At 38.8% G+C, this 20,182-nt stretch carries 16 protein-coding genes, 1 tRNA gene and 1 pseudogene; all 18 read left to right on the top strand.

What is annotated here, in order from left to right:
* The first annotated feature begins 1,028 nt into the window (after positions 1-1,028).
* Positions 1,029-2,795 carry a signal peptide peptidase SppA gene (gene sppA / locus BQ5338_RS00935; RefSeq protein WP_071144955.1) on the top strand — a complete coding sequence of 589 codons (1,767 nt, stop codon included), beginning with the start codon at positions 1,029-1,031 and terminating at the stop codon, positions 2,793-2,795.
* A gap of 10 nt (positions 2,796-2,805) precedes the next feature.
* Entirely contained in the window at positions 2,806-3,933 is a 1,128-nt protein-coding gene (gene lpxK / locus BQ5338_RS00930) for a tetraacyldisaccharide 4'-kinase (RefSeq protein ID WP_071144954.1), read from the top strand.
* Positions 3,872-4,678, top strand: a complete 807-nt coding sequence (locus BQ5338_RS00925; RefSeq protein ID WP_071144953.1) for a purine-nucleoside phosphorylase — start codon at positions 3,872-3,874, stop codon at positions 4,676-4,678. The genes lpxK and BQ5338_RS00925 overlap by 62 nt, the downstream gene beginning before the upstream one ends.
* A complete protein-coding gene (thiL, locus tag BQ5338_RS00920) occupies positions 4,679-5,722 on the top strand; it encodes a thiamine-phosphate kinase (protein WP_071144952.1) in 1,044 nt (347 codons plus the stop codon).
* Positions 5,723-5,842: 120 nt separating this feature from the next.
* Positions 5,843-5,915, top strand: a tRNA-Phe gene (locus BQ5338_RS00915).
* Between the two features lie 402 nt (positions 5,916-6,317).
* Positions 6,318-7,637, top strand: coding sequence for an MATE family efflux transporter (locus BQ5338_RS00910; protein WP_071144951.1), 1,320 nt, complete (start codon positions 6,318-6,320; stop codon positions 7,635-7,637).
* 442 nt (positions 7,638-8,079) lie between these two features.
* Positions 8,080-8,313 (top strand): NVEALA domain-containing protein, encoded by a 234-nt coding sequence (locus tag BQ5338_RS00905; RefSeq protein ID WP_071144950.1) that lies wholly within the window; start codon positions 8,080-8,082, stop codon positions 8,311-8,313.
* A 73-nt stretch (positions 8,314-8,386) separates the two neighbouring features.
* Positions 8,387-9,439 carry a BF3164 family lipoprotein gene (locus BQ5338_RS00900; RefSeq protein WP_078063346.1) on the top strand — a complete coding sequence of 351 codons (1,053 nt, stop codon included), beginning with the start codon at positions 8,387-8,389 and terminating at the stop codon, positions 9,437-9,439.
* An 8-nt stretch (positions 9,440-9,447) separates the two neighbouring features.
* The gene (locus BQ5338_RS00895; RefSeq protein WP_139265140.1) at positions 9,448-9,795 is read left to right on the top strand and encodes a hypothetical protein; all 348 of its coding nucleotides are present in this window, start codon (positions 9,448-9,450) and stop codon (positions 9,793-9,795) included.
* Between the two features lie 246 nt (positions 9,796-10,041).
* On the top strand, positions 10,042-11,007 hold the full coding sequence (locus BQ5338_RS00890) for a DUF4373 domain-containing protein (RefSeq protein WP_071144947.1): 966 nt from the start codon (positions 10,042-10,044) through the stop codon (positions 11,005-11,007).
* A 336-nt stretch (positions 11,008-11,343) separates the two neighbouring features.
* Positions 11,344-12,584 (top strand): annotated as a pseudogene (locus BQ5338_RS00885) (ATP-binding protein).
* A gap of 102 nt (positions 12,585-12,686) precedes the next feature.
* Positions 12,687-13,061 carry a hypothetical protein gene (locus BQ5338_RS00880; protein WP_071144946.1) on the top strand — a complete coding sequence of 125 codons (375 nt, stop codon included), beginning with the start codon at positions 12,687-12,689 and terminating at the stop codon, positions 13,059-13,061.
* Between the two features lie 5 nt (positions 13,062-13,066).
* A complete protein-coding gene (locus BQ5338_RS00875; RefSeq protein WP_159431298.1) occupies positions 13,067-13,552 on the top strand; it encodes a DUF2867 domain-containing protein in 486 nt (161 codons plus the stop codon).
* A 13-nt stretch (positions 13,553-13,565) separates the two neighbouring features.
* Entirely contained in the window at positions 13,566-13,958 is a 393-nt protein-coding gene (locus BQ5338_RS16620) for a hypothetical protein (protein WP_139265139.1), read from the top strand.
* A 161-nt stretch (positions 13,959-14,119) separates the two neighbouring features.
* Positions 14,120-15,130, top strand: coding sequence for a sensor histidine kinase (locus tag BQ5338_RS00865; protein WP_071144943.1), 1,011 nt, complete (start codon positions 14,120-14,122; stop codon positions 15,128-15,130).
* Positions 15,127-15,837 (top strand): LytR/AlgR family response regulator transcription factor, encoded by a 711-nt coding sequence (locus BQ5338_RS00860; protein WP_071144942.1) that lies wholly within the window; start codon positions 15,127-15,129, stop codon positions 15,835-15,837. The genes BQ5338_RS00865 and BQ5338_RS00860 overlap by 4 nt, the downstream gene beginning before the upstream one ends.
* 239 nt (positions 15,838-16,076) lie before the next feature.
* A complete protein-coding gene (locus BQ5338_RS00855; RefSeq protein WP_078063345.1) occupies positions 16,077-17,135 on the top strand; it encodes an efflux RND transporter periplasmic adaptor subunit in 1,059 nt (352 codons plus the stop codon).
* A gap of 2 nt (positions 17,136-17,137) precedes the next feature.
* Positions 17,138-20,182, top strand: coding sequence for an efflux RND transporter permease subunit (locus tag BQ5338_RS00850; protein ID WP_071144941.1), 3,045 nt, complete (start codon positions 17,138-17,140; stop codon positions 20,180-20,182).

The following is a 20,182-nucleotide window of genomic DNA, read 5'->3' as shown; positions in this document are numbered from 1 at the left end:
TGTTTATGTAAATCTATCAAAGAACGCTTCTTTTGTAATTGCTTCGTTTTAAAAGCGGGTGCAAAGATAAGAGCTTTAAATCCAACTACCAAATGTTTCTGGAAGTTTTTTTAGTTTTATTTTTTGGATGCTTCTCGTGAGAAAAGAACCGCCAAATAAACTGGCCCCATATTTGCGAATCGGAGGGCAAAGATAACAACTTTTAGTATCATCATCCAAATTATACAGGAAGATTTTTCTAAATGTTTTTCAAACTCTTTGGTCTCGAACCACTTCTATCAGAATGTCAATCAGAACGCCTTGTGTCTCTTACAAAGCGGGTGCAAAAGTAGAGATTATACCCATACAATCCAAACTTATGTGACTCTTTTTTTGAAAGAAATATTCTCGGAATGCCTAAAGCGCTGATTATGAATTGATCAGGGGGAAAACTTTTTTTTCAGTGGATATGCCGGGGGATGTGACAAAGCTGTTGCTTATATTAAAGTAAGAGGGAAATTGGACGCTTAGGCGTAGTTATAGGAAGAAAGCGGGAAGAAGTTATCAAGAGAGAGGAGGAAGCAGGGGGATTATTCCATAAGATGTCTATTCTATACTATAGATAGATACTAGGAAGTGAATAGAATAAAGCAGGGAAGGACAAGCTCAGAAGATTTAAGTACTATAAAACTTTTGGTTTACATACTAGAAAACAAATTGTATCGATGAATGAAAACGATTGGTTTTCTAGTGATAAAACGACTGTTATATCACGAGGAAACTACAGTTTCATAACTAGAAAACTAAATCGTTGATATATTAAGGTGAAGACAAGCATGCGCTTTATGCCATCTATATATATAAGTAAGGAGAAAACAGGAATAATTTAGAGAAGAACTTGGCCCATAGAAGCGTTTTATTGCATTTTAAATGCAGCTTTATGTGATAAAACAAAAAAGCATTCGACATATAGGGCAAATATCAACTCAATTATTTATCTTTGTTAGCCTATATAACAATGGGTTAGCATACTAATTAGATCAAGAACAATGAAAGATTTCTTTAAATTCACCCTTGCTACAGTAACCGGCATCATACTAACAAGTATTGTGATGTTCGTCATCGGTATCGTTACTGTTTTCAGTTTGGTATCTGCTTCTGATTCTGAAATAACAGTAAAGAAGAACTCGGTTATGATGCTTGATCTTAAAGGTCAGCTAGTTGAACGTAGTTCCAAAAACATATTTAAGGAGATATTCAGCAATGAAGATCCCACTTATGGATTGGATGATATCTTATCTTCTATAAAGAAAGCCAAAGAAAACGATAATATAAAAGGAATCTATGTAGAAGCTTCTTCTCTTGGGGCTTCATTCGCTTCTCTACAAGAAATTCGCGATGCACTGAAAGATTTCAAAACTTCCGGTAAATTCGTTGTAGCCTATAGCGATGGTTATTCACAAGGATTATATTATCTCTCTAGCGTAGCCGATAAAGTTTTACTCAACCCTAAGGGAATGATTGAATGGAGAGGATTGGCATCACAACCCATTTTCTTCAAAGATCTGTTGAGCAAGATAGGTGTTGAAATGCAGATATTCAAAGTTGGAACTTATAAATCAGCAGTGGAACCATTTTCAGCTACGGAAATGAGTCCGGCTAACCGCGAACAGGTGGGTGAATACATCGGTTCTATCTGGCATCAAGTACTGAGTGACGTTTCAGCCTCACGCAAAATAAAGATTGACTCGCTAAATACGTATGCAGACCGTATGCTAATGCTCCATCCCTCAGAAGAAAGTGTGAAGTGCGGACTGGCTGATACATTAATATATAAGAATGATGTACGCGACTACTTAAAGAAATTGGTTAAGATCGGAAAAGACGATGATCTGGCTGTTTTAGATCTGGACGACATGATTAACGTGAAAAAGAATACGCCGAAAGATAAAAGTGGGAATATCATAGCTGTGTACTATGCTTTTGGCGAAATTGACGGTTCGAAGAGCAGAACCGATGATGAAGGGATTGATTCGAAACAAGTTATCGAAGATCTACGCAAGCTAAAAGAAGATAAAGACGTAAAAGCAGTTGTCATGCGTGTGAACTCACCAGGTGGAAGTGCTTTCGGATCAGAACAAATATGGCAAGCTGTCTCTGAATTGAAAAAAGAGAAACCGGTTATTGTGTCTATGGGAGATTATGCTGCTTCAGGTGGTTATTACATTTCATGTGCCGCCGACAGCATTGTGGCAGACGCCACCACACTTACCGGTTCTATCGGAATCTTCGGAATGATACCTAATGCCAAAGAACTGGCAGGCAAAGTGGGGATAAGCTTTGATGTAGTGAAAACAAATAAATTTGCCGACTTCGGCAACGTTATGCGCGGAATGAACACCGACGAGCAAGCATTGATGCAGATGATGATAAATCAAGGATATGATCTCTTCCTGACACGCTGTGCCGAAGGACGTAAGATGACGAAAGCAAAGATGGAAAAGATTGCCGAAGGACGTGTGTGGACGGGTGCGAAAGCAAAACAAATCGGATTGGTTGACGAACTTGGCGGCATAAACAAAGCGATAGAGATTGCAGTGAAGAAAGCGAAAGTGGACGGATATACCATTGTAGATTATCCCGACAAAAAAGATTTTCTCACTGAATTGCTCGACATGAAACCGACTAATTATATCGAAACTCGCTTGATGAAAAGTCAACTTGGCGAGTTCTACAATGAGTTCGGACTATTAAAGAATCTGGAAGGAAGCAACTTCTTGCAAGCACGCATGCCTTTCGAGTTGAATATAAAATAAACTAATTTGGATGGAGGAATCCCGAAACAGACTAAATAAATGGTTGTATCCCGTTTCTATGTTATATGGAGCGGTTATAGGTATAAGAAACAAACTCTTTGACTGGGGATTCCTTCGGTCAAAGAGTTTCGACATTCCAAGCATTTGCATCGGTAACCTCTCGGTAGGGGGAACAGGTAAAACTCCTCATGCCGAATATTTGATCAAGCTGCTTCGTGCTGAATTCCAGCTTGCTGTGCTCAGTCGCGGCTATAAACGCCACAGCCGCGGATACTTATTGGCAACGGCGGACAGCAGTGCTAGCAGTATTGGTGATGAGCCTTATCAGATAAAAACCAAATTCCCCAATATCCGTGTAGCAGTAGATGAGGATCGTTGCCACGGCATAGAGAAGCTACGCAAACTGAATGATCCGGCTGTCGACCTAATCCTTTTAGACGATGCCTTTCAACATCGGTACGTAAAAGCCGGCATCAACATATTACTCACGGACTATCATCATTTATTCTGCGAAGACAAACTCCTTCCCGTAGGGCGGTTACGCGAATCTATTAACGGAAAAAATCGAGCCCATATTGTCATTGTGACCAAATGTCCGGCAGACATCAAGCCAATTGACTTTAATATCATCAGCAAGCAACTCAATCTTTATCCCTATCAACAACTTTATTTTTCCACCTTTAAATATGGTAAGCTTACCCCTGTCTTCCCAGAAGTAACGGAAAAAAAACGAGACCTATCTTCATTAAAAGCAGATGAGCGAGTATTATTACTCACCGGCATAGCATCACCAGCTACTATTGCGAAAGAGGTGCAAACCCGTACTTCTCACATCGATTTACTCTCGTTTGATGATCACCATGACTTCAGCAAGCAAGATATGCAATTGATAAAGGAACGCTTTGAACGGCTGGACGGAGAGAAGAAGATTATTATTACGACAGAGAAAGATGCAGCGAGGCTTATACACCACCCTGCACTAAGTAACGAATTAAAAGCGTATCTTTACGCCCTGCCTATAGAAGTTAGGATATTACAAAACCAACAACATATATTTAACCAAAACATTATTGGCTATGTTAGAGAGAATAGAAGAAACAGCAGCTTTTCTAAGAGAAAAGATGCATACAAGCCCTGAAACGGCTATCATACTAGGTACCGGACTTGGTAGTTTGGCGAACGAGATAACAGAAAAGTATGAGATAAAATACGAAGATATCCCCAATTTTCCTGTTTCAACCGTAGAAGGACACAGTGGTAAACTGATCTTCGGTAAACTGGGGAATAAAGATATCATGGCCATGCAAGGACGTTTTCACTACTACGAAGGTTATTCAATGAAGGAAGTAACTTTCCCGGTACGTGTAATGAAAGAGCTTGGCATCAAGACCTTGTTTGTGTCCAATGCCAGTGGTGGAACGAACCCCGACTTTGAAATAGGCGATCTGATGATTATCACTGACCATATCAATTACTTCCCCGAACATCCGTTGCGTGGTAAGAATCTGTATGGTGATCGATTCCCCGACATGAGCGAAGCTTACTCCAAAGAACTCATCGGCAAAGCACTAGTGATAGCTAAGGAGAAAGGCATCAAAGTGCAGCAGGGTATCTACATCGGCACACAAGGCCCTACATTTGAAACGCCTGCCGAATATAAGCTTTTCCACATATTGGGAGCTGACGCAGTAGGTATGTCTACCGTGCCCGAAGTGATTGTAGCCAACCACTGCAAGATCAAAGTCTTCGGCATCTCAGTCATCACCGACCTGGGAGTAGAAGGAAAAATAGTAGAAGTGTCGCATGAAGAAGTTCAACTGGCAGCGGACGCCGCTCAACCAAAGATGACAACTATCATGCGCGAACTCATAAATCGTGCTTAAATGACAAGAACAGAAATAGCTACCATCGGCGAGTTTGGCCTCATCCGTCGACTCACCGAAGGCATTGAATTACAAAACGAATCGAGTAAGTATGGCATAGGCGATGATGCCGCCGTACTCTCCTACCCTGCCGACAAACAAGTGCTCGTCACCACCGACCTATTGATGGAAGGCGTACACTTCGACCTTATTTATGTTCCACTCAAACATCTGGGATATAAATCGGCTGTCGTCAACTTCTCCGACATCTATGCCATGAACGGCACCCCGAAACAAATAACAGTTTCTCTTGCCATCTCCAAACGTTTCAGCATAGAAGATATGGAAGAGTTCTACGCCGGCCTGCGTCTTGCCTGCAAACAATATAATGTAGATATAATAGGTGGAGACACCTCCTCTTCTCTCACAGGCATGGCCATTAGCATCACCTGCATAGGAGAAGCTGAGAAGGGAGAAGTGGTCTATCGCAATGGTGCCCGTGAAACAGATCTCATCTGCGTCAGCGGTGACTTGGGAGCAGCCTACATGGGTCTGCAACTTTTAGAGCGCGAGAAAGTAGTACTCAAAGGAGAGGTAGAAGTGAAACCCGACTTTACCGGAAAAGAGTATCTTCTGGAACGCCAACTGAAGCCCGAAGCTCGCGGAGACATCATTAAAAAACTTAGAGAAGCAGGCGTTACTCCTACCTCCATGATGGATGTTTCCGATGGCCTCTCTTCAGAACTACTACATATCTGCACACAAAGCGAAGTCGGATGCCGAGTGTACGAAGAGCATATACCGATAGACTACCAGACAGCTGTGATGGCTGAAGAATTCAACATGAGCCTCACCACCTGTGCACTCAATGGTGGCGAAGACTATGAGTTACTCTTCACCGTCCCCATTGCCGACCACGAGAAGGTAGCTGAGATGGAAGGCGTCAAGCTGATAGGTCACATCACCAAACCCGATATGGGTTGCGCCCTCATCACAAGAGACGGGCAAGAGTTTGAGCTCAAAGCCCAAGGATGGAATCCATTGATGGAAAATAAAAAAGAATAATTTTTTTCGATCACTTAAACGCTGATAATTAGCCCAATAGCCAAGTATCAGCGTTTTTTTATCTCCACCCCATTTGCTAATTTAAAAACTTTCACTACCTTTGCAACCGCAAATAAGCAAGGTGCCATAGCTCAGTTGGTAGAGCAAAGGACTGAAAATCCTTGTGTCCCCGGTTCGATTCCTGGTGGCACCACCTTTAGAGAAAGCAGTTACTAATAGTGACTGCTTTTTTTGTATCTTTAGAGTAGGTTTCTTGCAACTTTACGGCGTTTCAGACGAATTGTTTAAACCTGTGTTTAAACGGCTCCAAATTATCTCCGGTACAAAAAAGCACTATTATCTTCAATCTATTTCTAAAATTGGCAGAAAAAATTTACTTTTGTACCTGTAAAACAGTTCTATTATTATTCAACTTATGAAATGGCAACTCTGTATATAGCTTAAATACTTCGGGGTGGTCGGAGAATTAATTAATCTTCGACCTTTATTCTTATACCCTCTTCTAAACACAGAGTTTTTCAATTACATTTTTTATTATGATTTACAGCACTACAAAAAAGTAGTGGCTGATGGTCATGCTATATTAAGTTGAATAATGAATTATACATATAAACAAATTTGGCTCATCAACTTGCCTATAATGGTGAGCCTATTCATGGAACAATTGATTAATTTCACAGATTCCATTTTTCTTGGTCATGTCAGCCAAATAGATTTAGGAGCATCGGCACTGGCTACAATGTATTATACAGCCATTTATATGCTGGGGTTTGGTTTCAGCCTTGGAGCACAAGTTGTCATCGCAAGACGAAACGGAGAAAAACGATATACAGATCTCGGCAGAGTATTCTATCAAGGATTGATTTTCTTATCAGTTTTTGCTGTTATAGTTTTCATATTATCCAAGCTCTTTTCTCCTCTGCTACTTCGTATGACAATTTCTTCAGATAGCGTTTATCAAGCCACGATGAAATATATGGAATGGCGAGATTACAGTTATCTGTTTGCTTTCCCGTTATTGGCAATTCGAGCTTTTTTTATTGGAACAACCAATACTAAAATTCTTACTGCCAACTCTATTGCTATGGTGCTCTTCAACATTCTATTTAATTATTTGCTAATATTCGGGAATGCAGGTTTTCCTCGATTGGGTATCGGCGGAGCTGCCATCGGTTCATCACTTGCAGAGTTTGTGGGATTATTGTTTCTGGTTGTATATATGTGGAAACGTGTAGATAAGAAACGATATGGATTACGTGCAAAATTTGATTTAAGGTTATCGCTTCATCTCTTAAATGTTTCTATTTGGACTATGGCGCGGTCGTTCTTTTGTATTGCTCCGTGGTTTCTTTTTTTTGTAGCAATCGAGCATTTAGGTGAGTGTGAGCTTGCGGCTGCAAACATAGTAAGAAGTATCTCAATGCTCTTTTTCGTGATTGTCAACTCATTTGCGACAACGGCTATTTCGTTGGTTAGTAATCTTATCGGAGCGAAACAATCTTTAAGTGTAATGTCGCTTTGTCGCCATATTATAGTATTGACTTATGCAATAGGAATTCCGCTTATGCTATTGTCTTTTGCTTTTTCGGGAAGTATCTTGGGACTGTTTACCAATGACAGAACAGTTATTCAGACTGCATTTTATCCATTCTGTGTAATGCTATCTACGTTTATTATCTCAGTGCCGGCTTATACGTATTGCAATACAGTAATTGGCACAGGCAATACAAAAATAGTTTTTGTGTTTCAGATGATAAATATAGCAATCTATTTGCTCTATCTGTTTATCCTGTCTAGTTCTCCGAATATTCCACTTGCAGTATATTGGACTTCCGAACAATTATATGTATTGATGTTATTACTGATGTCTTATGCTTATATAAAAAAAGGCAGATGGTTCAACAAAGATGTTTAATGCTGATAAACTATGTGGGGCATTCTGGACATAAAATTAAAAAGAGGATAATTGATTTAGAAGAATCATAGAAGCACGAAAGTTCACGTTTTTTTTAATGTGACGCAAATGTGACGATGATTTCTTGCACTTTTTAGGGTTAGTCACTATGTTTGCGATGTTTAAATATGAAAAAATAATTAAATATAAGGTAGATGAAGAGGAACGGGCAGTAAACGTCTTGTTGGTGCATCACGAACTGCCCATTCCATAACCCACTAAGAAAGGAGGTTGAGGCAAAGGTAATGATTAAAATTAAAAATGGAAAGTGCTTCTTGCCATTACGATAGGATGGCATGAAAAAAGTCCTCACAAGATTTTTAATCTTGATTCTGGCACACAAGTTTTATACTTGTGGTAATATTAAAAATAGAAAAGTATATTACTAAAAATAAAAAATATCATGAAGAAATTGATTAGAATAGCCTTCGCTGTAACTTTTGCAGCAATTGCAGGATATGGCATCTATGCCAGTCAAAAAACGGATACCATGTCGAATTTGACTTTGGCTAATGTGGAAGCATTGGCTCAGTCTGAAAGTGGTGGATATTCTGGTTGTTACTCTGGCAGTGGGTATTGCGCTATATATTGGAACGGAACTTGTATTTTTTCATCTTATTCGCATTATCCCCGTTAATGCATAGAATGTAAAAAGAGTAGGAATGTCATGAATGAGGGCATCCCTACTCTCTCTTAAATCAAATTAAATTATGAAATACAGAAAATACATACTTCTTTTGGTAAGTTTGTCTATATTGATAGGATGTTCCTTCTCTGATAGTCACAAGCTAAAGTTTGCTGAAACAATAGATTTAGTAGGAGTAAATTGGAAAGTTAATGAGAACTTAGGCAAAGTCTTTGATATTGATGTTATAGGTGATTTTGTGGCATTAAGGAATGATTGGGGAGAGACAAAGCTAACCCTCATTGACATTCTTCATAAAAAGCAAGTCTATAATTTCGGAAAACGTGGAGACGGACCGAGCGAACTGATAAATCCAGGACCAATAATATCTCGTTCTAATCATTTCGATATTTTTGATGGCTCTAAAATGGCTTTGCTCCGTTATGACGTGGATAGCATAATTTCTGGCGATTCTCTGGCAACACAAATTTTGTTTCAAACAAGTTTGTCCGGAATTATTTCATTAGTCGATTTACAAGATTCCAATTATGTGGCGAGTGGTGTATTTCAAGAAGGTCGTCTCTGCTTATTAGATAAGAAAGGAACGGCATGTGCTTATGCTGGTAATTATCCTGTAAGTGAAAACTCAGTAGAAGCACCATTTCATGTATTAGGAGTTGCCTATCAATCATTGATGTGTACGCAACCTGGGGGGAGAAGAACGGCTTTGGTCACTCGATATGGAGGAATTTTACAAATTTATGAATGGAACTTGCTGAAGAAAACGGCTAAAGAAGTTTGTTACATAAATGAGTTCACCCCAAAATTAACGACTAAAGATGTGAATGGAACGCCTAATTTTAGACCAAACAGTGAGACCCGATGGGGGTATTTGGCTGTTGATGCTACTGATAAGTATATTTTTGCTTTATATTCCGGTCGTCTTCAACAAGATGGAAATACTTTTCATTTAGGAAACGAAGTACATGTTTTTGATTGGAATGGAAACCCCTGCTATTTGTTACGTTTAGACTGTGAAGGAACATCTTTGGCTGTGAAGGGTAATAAGCTGTTTGTACTTGCAGAATATGATAATATGGGGAATGATATTGTAGAATATAATTTATCACTTAAATAGTTTATCTTATGAAGAAAATTTATTTGCTTTGCTTTTTTATGATAGGGATTTTTCCTATCTGTATTTCTCAAAATGTTAGAAAAGAAAAGAGTGCTACGGTTAAGTTTTTGGTTAATTCTTCGGAAAAAGACAAATGCTTATTACAATTAGATAAGCAACTGTATCTGGTAGTAGCAAACGATATACAGTTGATAGACAAAGAACAAATATCTTCTATTCAAATGTATATGCCTGGAATGGATGAATTTAATGCACTTGTATCTAAAGCTAAAATGACGGGTGAAAAGATTGTTTGTGTATTCAAAATCTCCACAAAACCGGGAACGAAACTTCCTCATAAGTTTACAGACAAATAAAAAACAGATATGCTCTGGAATAAAAAAGGTGAAGTCTGTAACGGCGTTCCTGAATCTATCCTGTTCATTTAAAGTAATATTACAAAATATCCTATAACTAGTAATAAAATATTTTATATGTATTTACATCGAAGGAGTTTTTAAGAAACTGTTTTGACTTTCTTTTTTATTCTATTAAGCATAATTTATGTCCTTGTTGTGTTATAACGTAACAAGATACCTCTTTTTTTTCGTGACCTTTGGGAAATGAAAAATGATCAGTACTTTCCACACGATGTAACAGCGCACAATAACATTAAACTATTGCGCCTCAAAGCCGATAAAGGTCTTGAGGGATACGGTATTTATTGGTGTCTAATAGAGTATCTGCGCATGCAGAAAAATTATTCGATGCCATTCTCTCTGCTTCCTGCCTTGGCTAGGGAGTTTGGTCTTTCGACGGAGTATTTATCTGACATTATCCAGAAGTACGACTTGTTTGTGCTGGATGATGAGCAGTACTTCTCGTCCCCCGGACTCAGCAAACGAATGAAGCCGCTTGACGAAAAGCGTAAAACAATGGCAGCAAAAAAGGATCAAACGCCCGAGGTTGTAGTTCCAAATAGAGTGCCAAAAAGAGTGGCGAGACAGAAAAAAGCTGTTTCGATGACTGAGCCACAACAGGAGTATGCACCGAAAATGGAGACACAAACTGTCGGAACTGTCACTTCGGAAATTGTCAATTCTCCGGCAAAAGAGTCTGATATAACTTGCTCTGAAGTGATGCAAAAGAGTGCGAACGAACTGTTTCAAAGTGCACAAAACAATGTGCAAAATAGCATGCAGAACGATGTGCAAAACAGTGCAAAAACAACGCAAAATACACTTTTGCAAAATGCTGATAATGAAGAAGTTGCAGCGTGTTCTCTAGAAAAGGAAAGTAAAGTAGAAAAAGATAAAGAAAAGTATGGTTGTTGTGGTACAACAACTGCGCGCGTAATCACTTCCACAACCACAAACAATTGTCGTGTTTCTATTCTTCCATTTTTGGCTTGCCGCAAAAAGGAAAGAAGCAGAAAGCCAACCTCCATGCTTCTCGTTTCGGATTACTTCGATGATGATCGGAGCTACGAGCGATTCAACTTGCTGCGCTCAAGTTCAATCGCTTGCTTGATGCTACGCCCACCTCCTTCGCCTGACCTAAGGCGCAAGAGTTTTGCTTTAGCGGGATAATCGCTTCGCACACGAATACCTCGTTCAGTTCAAGCTGCGTAATGGTTTTGCTTTAGCGAGCCGCTTTGCTTCGCTCGTTGTCGTGTTTCGAATGGTCAATAGATGAAAGCTGTGCTGCTCAACTGCACCGTGCAGTTGCTCCAACACAACGATGCAGTTGACGAAAGAGAACCGTGCAGTTGAAACAACTGAATAGTGCAGATTTTTAGTTGATAATTAAACGTAATCCTTTACGTAGCAAAGGTTGGTTATAAAAACGAAGTTTGTTATTTTTCAACAAAACAAGCCCCGCATCTTGAAGGATTAATTATATCTTTGTAATTCAATTGATTAATTATGATTGAGAAAGAAAGCCTACAATCACTCATTGATAGCGGAGAAGGCTATAATGTGGAGTTTAAAGTTCGTGTCCCCTCAAAGGTCCGTGAACTGACAGAAGAAATTTGCGCTTTCGCCAACGCTGACGGAGGATATTTACTTATTGGGATAGATGATAACGGACTGATTATCGGTACCAACTTAGAGAATGATAAACCTTCGGCTATTCAGGGTTCTATCAGCGAAAATTCTCCGGCACTCCATTGTGAGATGTGTGCTGTAACTATTGAAGACAAATCCATTTGGGTGATTGATGTTCCATCAGGCAAGGACAAACCTTATATTTTTTCCGGCTCTATCTTTGTCCGTGAAGGAGCCAATTCTCAAAAGCTCCGTACGGTAGAAGAAATGCGCAGCTTCTTTCAGGAGTGTAATAAGATATTCTTTGATGCCATTCCCTGCTCGTGGTTCAACATCTACACGGATGCAGACGAGCAAGCGATAAAAGACTTCCGCACCGAGGCAAAACTGAGTCCATCTATTGCCAACAAACAGATATTTGAGAATTTGGAACTGTTCACGGATAAAGGAATAGCTAAGAACGGTGCTGCCATGTTTTTTGGAAAACAATCTGAACGGAAATTTCCACACGCAATAACAAGATGTGTTCTTTTCAAGGGAACAACTAAAGTATATATCATAGATGATAAGGTATTTGGTGGACCATTATGATAGAGATGTTCGATGACCGAGTAGAAGTTTCCAATCCCGGAGGACTGTTGCCGATAGTAGCCAAAGATTTCGGACACAAGAGTATGACACGTAATCCGTTAATATTCGGACTATTTACCCGTATGCACTTGGTTGAAAAGGTCGCATCCGGTATTCCTCGCATGCAGGAAGCTATGAAAGCAGCCAATCTTCCTGAACCGGAGTTTCATACGGAGGGGATGTTTACGGCAGTGTTCAAAAGAGCTATCAGTATCAGACCTAAGACAGCATCTGTCTCAAGTCTGTCCCAAGCTTGTCCTAAGCTTGAGATGCGTTACAATTCTATTGCAGAACAAATAATAGAATATTGTTCAAAGCCCCATTCTATACAAAAAATCATGGAAGTTGTAGGGCAAACAAATCGTAGCCGATTTAAAAAGAATATAATCAATCCTTTATTGGATGCAGGTATTCTATCTATGACGATTCCTGATAAGCCCAACAGTCCTTTACAGCAATATCATACAAATTGCGTTTCATTACCATAATATGCCATTTGGTGAACTAATTTTGGTGCCACTCCTCTGACATAGTACTTTTGCACAAAAGATTAAAACATCACACAGCATCACTTAAAAGATAGATAGATTATGAAACTTTTTTATAAGATTGTGAGCATCGCAACTTCTGTATTATTCATTTATTTGTTTGCACAATTACTTTTCACCCCAAGTTCTTTTATTGAAGATTTAGGGTTGGAAGCTTCCGAAGCCGGATGTATTCTTGCTCGGAGAGCGTCAATGTTTATGTTGGGAATCTCTGTGTTGATGTTTGGAGCCAGAAATTTACCTCATTCAAAAGCAAGACAAGTCATCTGTATAGCCACCGGAATTACAATGTTTGGATTATCTTGCATGGGAAGTTATGAATTTATTAAGGGCACGGTGAATTCTTCTATTCTTATAGCCATCATTTGTGAAACAGTATTATGGGTTTCTTTTGGGATCATCTTATTCAAAAAATAAAACAAATGGAGAAAATAGACATTACTGAACATTCATTTATCTATCACGTCTGTCAAAGTGCAGATTATGTAGAGTGTTATCAATCGAAGGCAAGCAAAGGAACAATTACACTAGAATCGTGTTTGTCGACCCTCCTATTCGAACCGAAATGGATTACTCTTCTTTATAAGTTACGTAATCTATTGGTTAAACCGTTTGGGCTGGAGACAAACATGGAGTCAAAGAAAGACCTAAATGCACAAAAAGGTGAAAAAGTTAGTTTCTTCAATGTGTTGGAAAGAAGCGAGCGAGAGATTCTATTGTTTGCAGATGATAAGCATCTTGAAGCTTGGCTTTCCTTTCAATATGAAGTCTATCAAGAGACCTATATTGTGAAGCTTGCAACGGTTGTCAAATTTCACAATTTAATGGGAAGGGGTTATTTTTCTATCATCAAACCATTTCATTATCTGATTATTAGAGATATGCTGGCTAGAATATGTAATTACTAAATGTATATAAATAATGAAAAATCAAACTCTTTTACTTCGCATTGCGGGTCTTATTAGCCTATTGTTTGTTGTCTTTCACTTATTTTTTTATCGGGTATTTAATTGGGAAAACGATTTAGGCTGTTTACCAAATGTGGATAGGGCCATTTTCTTAACATATCATGCAATTTGCCTTTTACTGCTACTCTTTATGGGAATTATTCCTATTTCTCAGGCAAAGGCTCTCTTGAGCAGTTCTGTTAAGTATGGTGTTCTTAGTCTCTTTTCTTTTTTCTATTTGATTCGTGTTATTACGGAATTTACTTTTTTTGGTATTAGCTCCACTAGCCCGATAATCTTGATTATGTGTCTGGTGCCGATGATATTGTATGCTATTCCTTTGTTCTCTAAACCAAGAATGAAGTGAACAAACCCAGACTAGCACACGATTATTCATCACACTTAGAATCATATCTATTTGATTCTAAGTCTCTATCCTTATAATTCTTTGCGCATGAGCTTTTTTTATAGCTTTGCATGAATTCTAGTTGGTTTTCGTGAAAAGACACTTTATAATTGAATACAATCATGAAATATATCCTGAAAGCACTTATCCATACTCTTTTCTGGGTGGTTTACCTACTATTTTCTTTGGTAATGGAAGTTATGCAAAAAAAGGAAATATTAGTCACTTTACAGGATTTGACTCCTCAATTTTACATCAATTTTATCTGGGCAACTATTATCTTTTATGTTTCCTATTATTGGCTAATACGTTACTTTGAGAAAAGGCAACTTGTGAAGTATTTGATTTTATCTATTACGCTAAGTGTAGTTGTTTCAGCTATCTTTCTGCTATTTTCCAGACTTTTTCTTTCTAGCTTCAACTTGTTTGATTATCACATATTTTTGCTACCGATGCTAGGTTCCTTCATTATTGCTCAATGCGGTTGCCTGGTGAGAGGTTTTGAAAACTGGTTTGCCAACATTCAAGTGAAATCAGAGATTGAAAACAAGAACCTGAAAAATGAGCTTAAGCTGCTTAAACTGCAAATCAACCCTCATTTCCTCTTCAACACACTCAACAATATCGACTGTCTGATCTATAAATCACCAAAAGATGCGTCTAAAATGCTAGTCACTTTGTCTGAGATGCTTCGATATATGATCTACGAGACCGGAACGGATGTTGTGCCATTACAAAAGGAAATTGATTACCTCACTAGTTACATACAACTTCAGCAATTGCGCGTAAAGGATAATGATTACGTAAAGTTTTCTTTTACACAACAGGATGTTAGGAATATAAAGATAGCCCCGATGTTGTTTATCCCTTTTGTGGAGAATGCCTTTAAACATTCGTGCCATGCAGAACCGATGCCGGTTATCAATACAAGCATCCATTTGGATGGAAACACGTTGAGATTCAGTTGCGCAAATTATTTCAACACTGAGAGTACGTCGAAATCGGATATTCAATCTGGTGTTGGACTTGAAAATGTAAGAAGAAGGCTTGTTTTGCTGTATTCGGGGAGACATGATTTGCAAATAACTAAAAAATCAAATATCTTTAGCGTTGAATTAAGCATTAACTTATGACCTTATCATGCATTATCGTTGAAGACGAGCCATTGGCAGCAGAGAAACTGGAGAGTTTCATTGCACAAGTGCCCTCACTTAAGCTGGAAGGATGCTTTGATAACGCTCTAGAGGGGTTACAATTTCTGAAAACCCATACCATAGACTTGCTTTTTCTCGATATCCAGATGGAAAAGATCACAGGCATTCAACTACTTGAGAATCTTTCTTCAAAACCCTATGTCGTTATTACATCTGCCTATTCGGACTACGCATTAAAAGGATATGAATTAAGTGTCTTTGATTATCTACTCAAGCCCTATTCTTTTGAACGTTTTCTGGCAGCGGTTAATAAAGTCCTTGACGATGTAAAATTGAAGAAAGGCTCTGATAACGAGAGCAATGGATCACAAATCTTCATTAAAACAGAATATCGTCGCGAGAATGTACATCTTGATGATATTCTCTATATAGAAGGAATGCAAGGTTATCTAAAGATCTATCTTCCCGGCAGGAAGATCTTAACCAAGCAAAGCATCAAGTCTATGCTAGAACAACTGCCTGAAGATCAATTCATTCAAGTTCATAGATCCTATGTCGTTGCTCTATCCAAGATAGAGTCCATTGAGCGGAATCGCATTAAGATTTCCGATAAACTGATTCCGGTGGGAGATTTATACAAAAAACGTTTTTATGAAAGAATAGAGACTCGCCAATGCTTCCTTTGATATTGCAATACAACTGTCTTCTGTAAATATTCTAACAGAATGGCATATCATAAAAGAATATAAATCATAGAGTTAACAATGCTAACTATTTGGGGCAGCAACTACTTTTGTTACTTATAGATTACAAAACAAAAAAGTATGAGCGCAGTTAAAGAAAATCTAATCAGAGAGGCCATTGAAAGAGTGATGGAAAGAATAGATCGGATATTTTGGGGAAATCGTAATACCTATCCAACAATATGAAAAAGAAGATAAATATATTGATTGCTGTCATACTTTTGTTGCTAACAGCTTTTTTCATCAAAGTAGGATTTCTAAGCTCAGGAGATAAAAAACAAAACTCAAAAGAGAAAGTACAGAAAAAGGTTGATGCATTCATCGTGACTCCTTCTTCACTTATTTCGGAGATTACAGTGACGGGAGCTTTAGCAGCTTATGATGAAGTAGAGTTAAAGAATGAAGTAGCCGGAAGAGTGGTGAAACTCAACTTACCCGAAGGCAAATTTGTACGAAAAGGAACATTGCTAGTGAAGCTTTATGATGATGATTTGCAGGCAACTCTAAAGAAGTTGGATTCACAGTTGGCTATTCAAAAACGTATTTATCAAAGGCAGTCCGAATTGATAAAAGTAAGTGGTATCAGTCAGACGGATTATGATCAGACCATTCTACAGCTCAACACTATAAAGGCGGAGATAGCAGAGCAGAAAGCATTAATTCGTAAAACAGAAGTACAAGCGCCTTTTGATGGAACGATAGGTTTAAGAAATATTAGTATCGGTGCCGTCGTCAGTTCCTCTACTTTATTAGCGACTATACGAACGAGCAACAAGATAAAGCTTGATTTCTATGTGCCCGAGAAATATGGCTCAGAAATTACGACCGGAATGATGGTTGATTTTACGATGTTCAACGATAATAAATTATATCATGCAACAGTTATAGCAACCGAACAAGGTATTGATAGTGCAACTCGTAATTTAAAAGTAAGAGCGTTAATAACTACACCTTCGAAAGAGTTGATTCCGGGATCTTTTGCTAACATACAATTGAAGTTCGGAGAAAACACACACGCTCTAATGATTCCTACACAAGCCATTATCCCACAAGAGGGAGATAAAATGGTTATTGTAGCTCGAGAAGGGAAGGCACATTTTGTGAAAATAAAAACCGGCATTCGCAAATCTTCAAAAATAGAAGTGACAGAAGGTCTTGAACCCATTGATACGATTATAACTTCAGGCTTACTCTTCTTGAAAGAGAAATCAAAGCTATCCTATTTCACTATAACTAAATAATCATGATAATTTCTGATATTGCTTTAAAAAGGCCCATAGGTTCTATTGTCTTGAGTCTGATTATCATACTTATGGGTGTAGTGGGATTCCAGTTTTTAGGAGTTCGGCTTTATCCGGCTATTGATCCTCCGGTGATTACTGTACAGACATCTTATACTGGAGCCAATGCCGAAATTATTGAATCACAGATAACAGAACCTCTGGAGAAATCGATAAACGGTATTGAAGGAGTAAAATCTATTTCTTCTCAGTCGTCTATCGGTACCAGTAGCATTACAGTCGAGTTCAATCTGGGAACAGACTTGGAAAAAGCCGCGAATGATGTTCGTGATAAGGTGTCACAAGCTACCAGAACTCTGCCACAGGATATTGATGCGCAACCTACCGTAACAAAAGCTGATGCCGACAGTGATCCAATTATTATGCTCACTGCTAAGAGCAGCGTAATGAGTCCTGTAGAGTTGAGTGATTATGCAGAAAATGTGTTGCAGGAGAAGCTACAAACCATTCCCGGAGTCAGTTCTGTTTCTATCTACGGGCAACAGAAACCATCTATGCGCTTATGGATGAACCCGGATAAGATGGTTGCCTACAATCTCACCGCTTCTGATGTTAAAACGGCGCTTACTAACGAAAACGTGGAAATGCCGGGAGGTAAAATACGTGGAAATGCAACAGAACTTACGATAAAAACTCATGGGAGATTGACCACAGAAGAAGATTTTAACAATCTCATTGTGAAGCAAACAGATAGTCAGGTGGTTCGTTTTCGTGATATTGGAGAAGCTGTATTGGAAGCACAAAGCGAAGAATCTGCTTCAACAGTTAATGGAACTACGAGCGTGATGTTGAACTTGATTCCTCTGCCGGGAGCAAATGATATTCAAATTGCCGATGAATTTTACAAACGCTTAGAGCAGATAAAACAGACTATGCCCAAAGGAACAGACTTGAGCATAGCTCGTGATAAATCAATCTTTGTACGAGAGTCGGTAAAAGATGTGGTGGAGACTCTGGCTGTTGCCATTCTTTTGGTGGTCATTATTATCTTCCTGTTTTTCAGAAACTGGATTATCGCTTTACGCCCACTTATTGACATTCCGGTTTCACTCATTGGAACCTTTTTTATCATGTACATGTTCGGTTTTTCCATTAATGTGCTTACGCTTCTCGGTATCGTACTGGCCACGGGACTTGTTGTGGATGACGGTATTGTGGTGACCGAAAACATTTTCAAGAGAATAGAACAGGGGATGGATAAGCACAAGGCAGCCTTAGAAGGTACGCGTGAAATCTTTTTTGCTGTTATCTCAACATCTCTGACCCTGGCCATCGTTTTTATTCCCGTGATCTTCCTGGAAGGATTTACCGGCCGTCTGTTTCGGGAATTTGGGATTGTAGTATCTAGTGCTGTGCTAATTTCTGCTCTGGTTTCTTTGACATTGACCCCAGTGCTGAATGTTATGTTGGGCGGTTCCACTTCTCATCATTCCAAGTTCTACAAAGCCAGTGAACCATTCTTTCTAGGCATGGAAAAAAGATACAGACGGATATTGAGTTTCTTTATTAAAAACAGATGGGTAGCATTCGCTATTCTGGGATTTTGTTTGGTGCTTATTTTTTCTTTGTCTGGAACATTGAAATCAGAGTTGGCTCCACTAGAAGATCATAGCTATATTAGAACTTCTATCACAGCCCCCGAAGGAACCGAATTTAGCACGACTCAGCATATAATAGATAAGGTTGCTAAAGTGACCATGGATTCAATTCCGGATGCAAAGTATGTGCTTGCCAGATATGGAGGAGGTCGTGACGCAAGTGTCAATTCAGGATTTGTTATTGCTTTCCTTTCAGAGCCTTCCGAAAGAAAAGTCTCTCAACAAAAAATCTATGATAAGTTGTCGAAAATCTACGCTAGTATTCCGGATGCAAAGATCATTCCGAGTCAGGAACCAACTATCTCCACATCAAACTCCAGAGGATTGCCTGTTCAGTTTGTATTGCAGAACCTTAACTTTGAAAAGTTACATACAGTATTGCCAAAGTTCCTGGAAGAAGCACAAAACAGTCCGGTGTTTAGCAATGTAGATGTGAATTTGAAATTTAATAAACCAGAGCTAAATATCACCGTCGACAGATTAAAGGCAAATAGTTTGGGGGTCAGCGAAAAGGAGGTTTCAAATACATTGAATTTAGCATACAGTGGAAGCCGTTATGGCTATTTTCTAAGAAATAACAAGCAATATTATGTCATTGGACAAGTAGACAGAGAAGATCGAAATGTACCTGCCGATATATCCTCTTTATATGTAAGATCAAATACCGGAGATATGATACAGCTCGACAACCTTGTAAAAGTAGAGGAAAGCAGCAATCCACCCGTATTGTATCATTACAATCGCTACAAGTCCGCTACTGTTTCAGCAAACCTCGCTAATGGAAAGACATTGGGAGAAGGAATTGCTGAAATGCAAAGGATATCAGATAAGTTGTTAGATAAATCATTTAACACAGCTTTATCAGGATCGTCCAGAGACTTTTCCGAGAGCAGTTCAAACATTTCTTTTGCTTTAATATTAGCTTTATTGTTGATCTATTTAATTCTCGCTGCTCAGTTTGAAAGCTTTATTGACCCGTTCATCATCATGCTCACCGTGCCCATGGCTATTGCCGGTGCAATGCTTTCGCTATGGATATGCGGACAAACGCTAAACATTTTTTCTGAAATCGGGGTGATTATGCTTATTGGAATTGTGACAAAAAATGGTATTCTTATTGTGGAGTTTGCCAATCAAAAGCGTAAGTTGGGCATGAACAAAAGAGTTGCTGCATTTGAAGCAGCCTCAGCTCGTTTTCGTCCCATCGTCATGACCTCATTGGCTACCCTTTTCGGAGTCTTGCCCATTGCCTTGGCTCTGGGATCCGGAGCTCAAAGCCGTTCTCCTCTGGGTACAGTCGTTGTAGGGGGACTATTGTTCTCACTTATACTTACCCTATTCATAATTCCTGTAACTTATATCGCCATATCAAGTAAAAACAAGAAATAA

Origin of the sequence: Bacteroides ihuae (assembly GCF_900104585.1) — a bacterium.
Classification (GTDB): Bacteria; Bacteroidota; Bacteroidia; order Bacteroidales; family Bacteroidaceae; genus Bacteroides; species Bacteroides ihuae.
The sequence above is the reverse complement of the archived record's forward strand: the minus strand, read 5'-3'. Positions and strand labels throughout refer to the sequence as shown.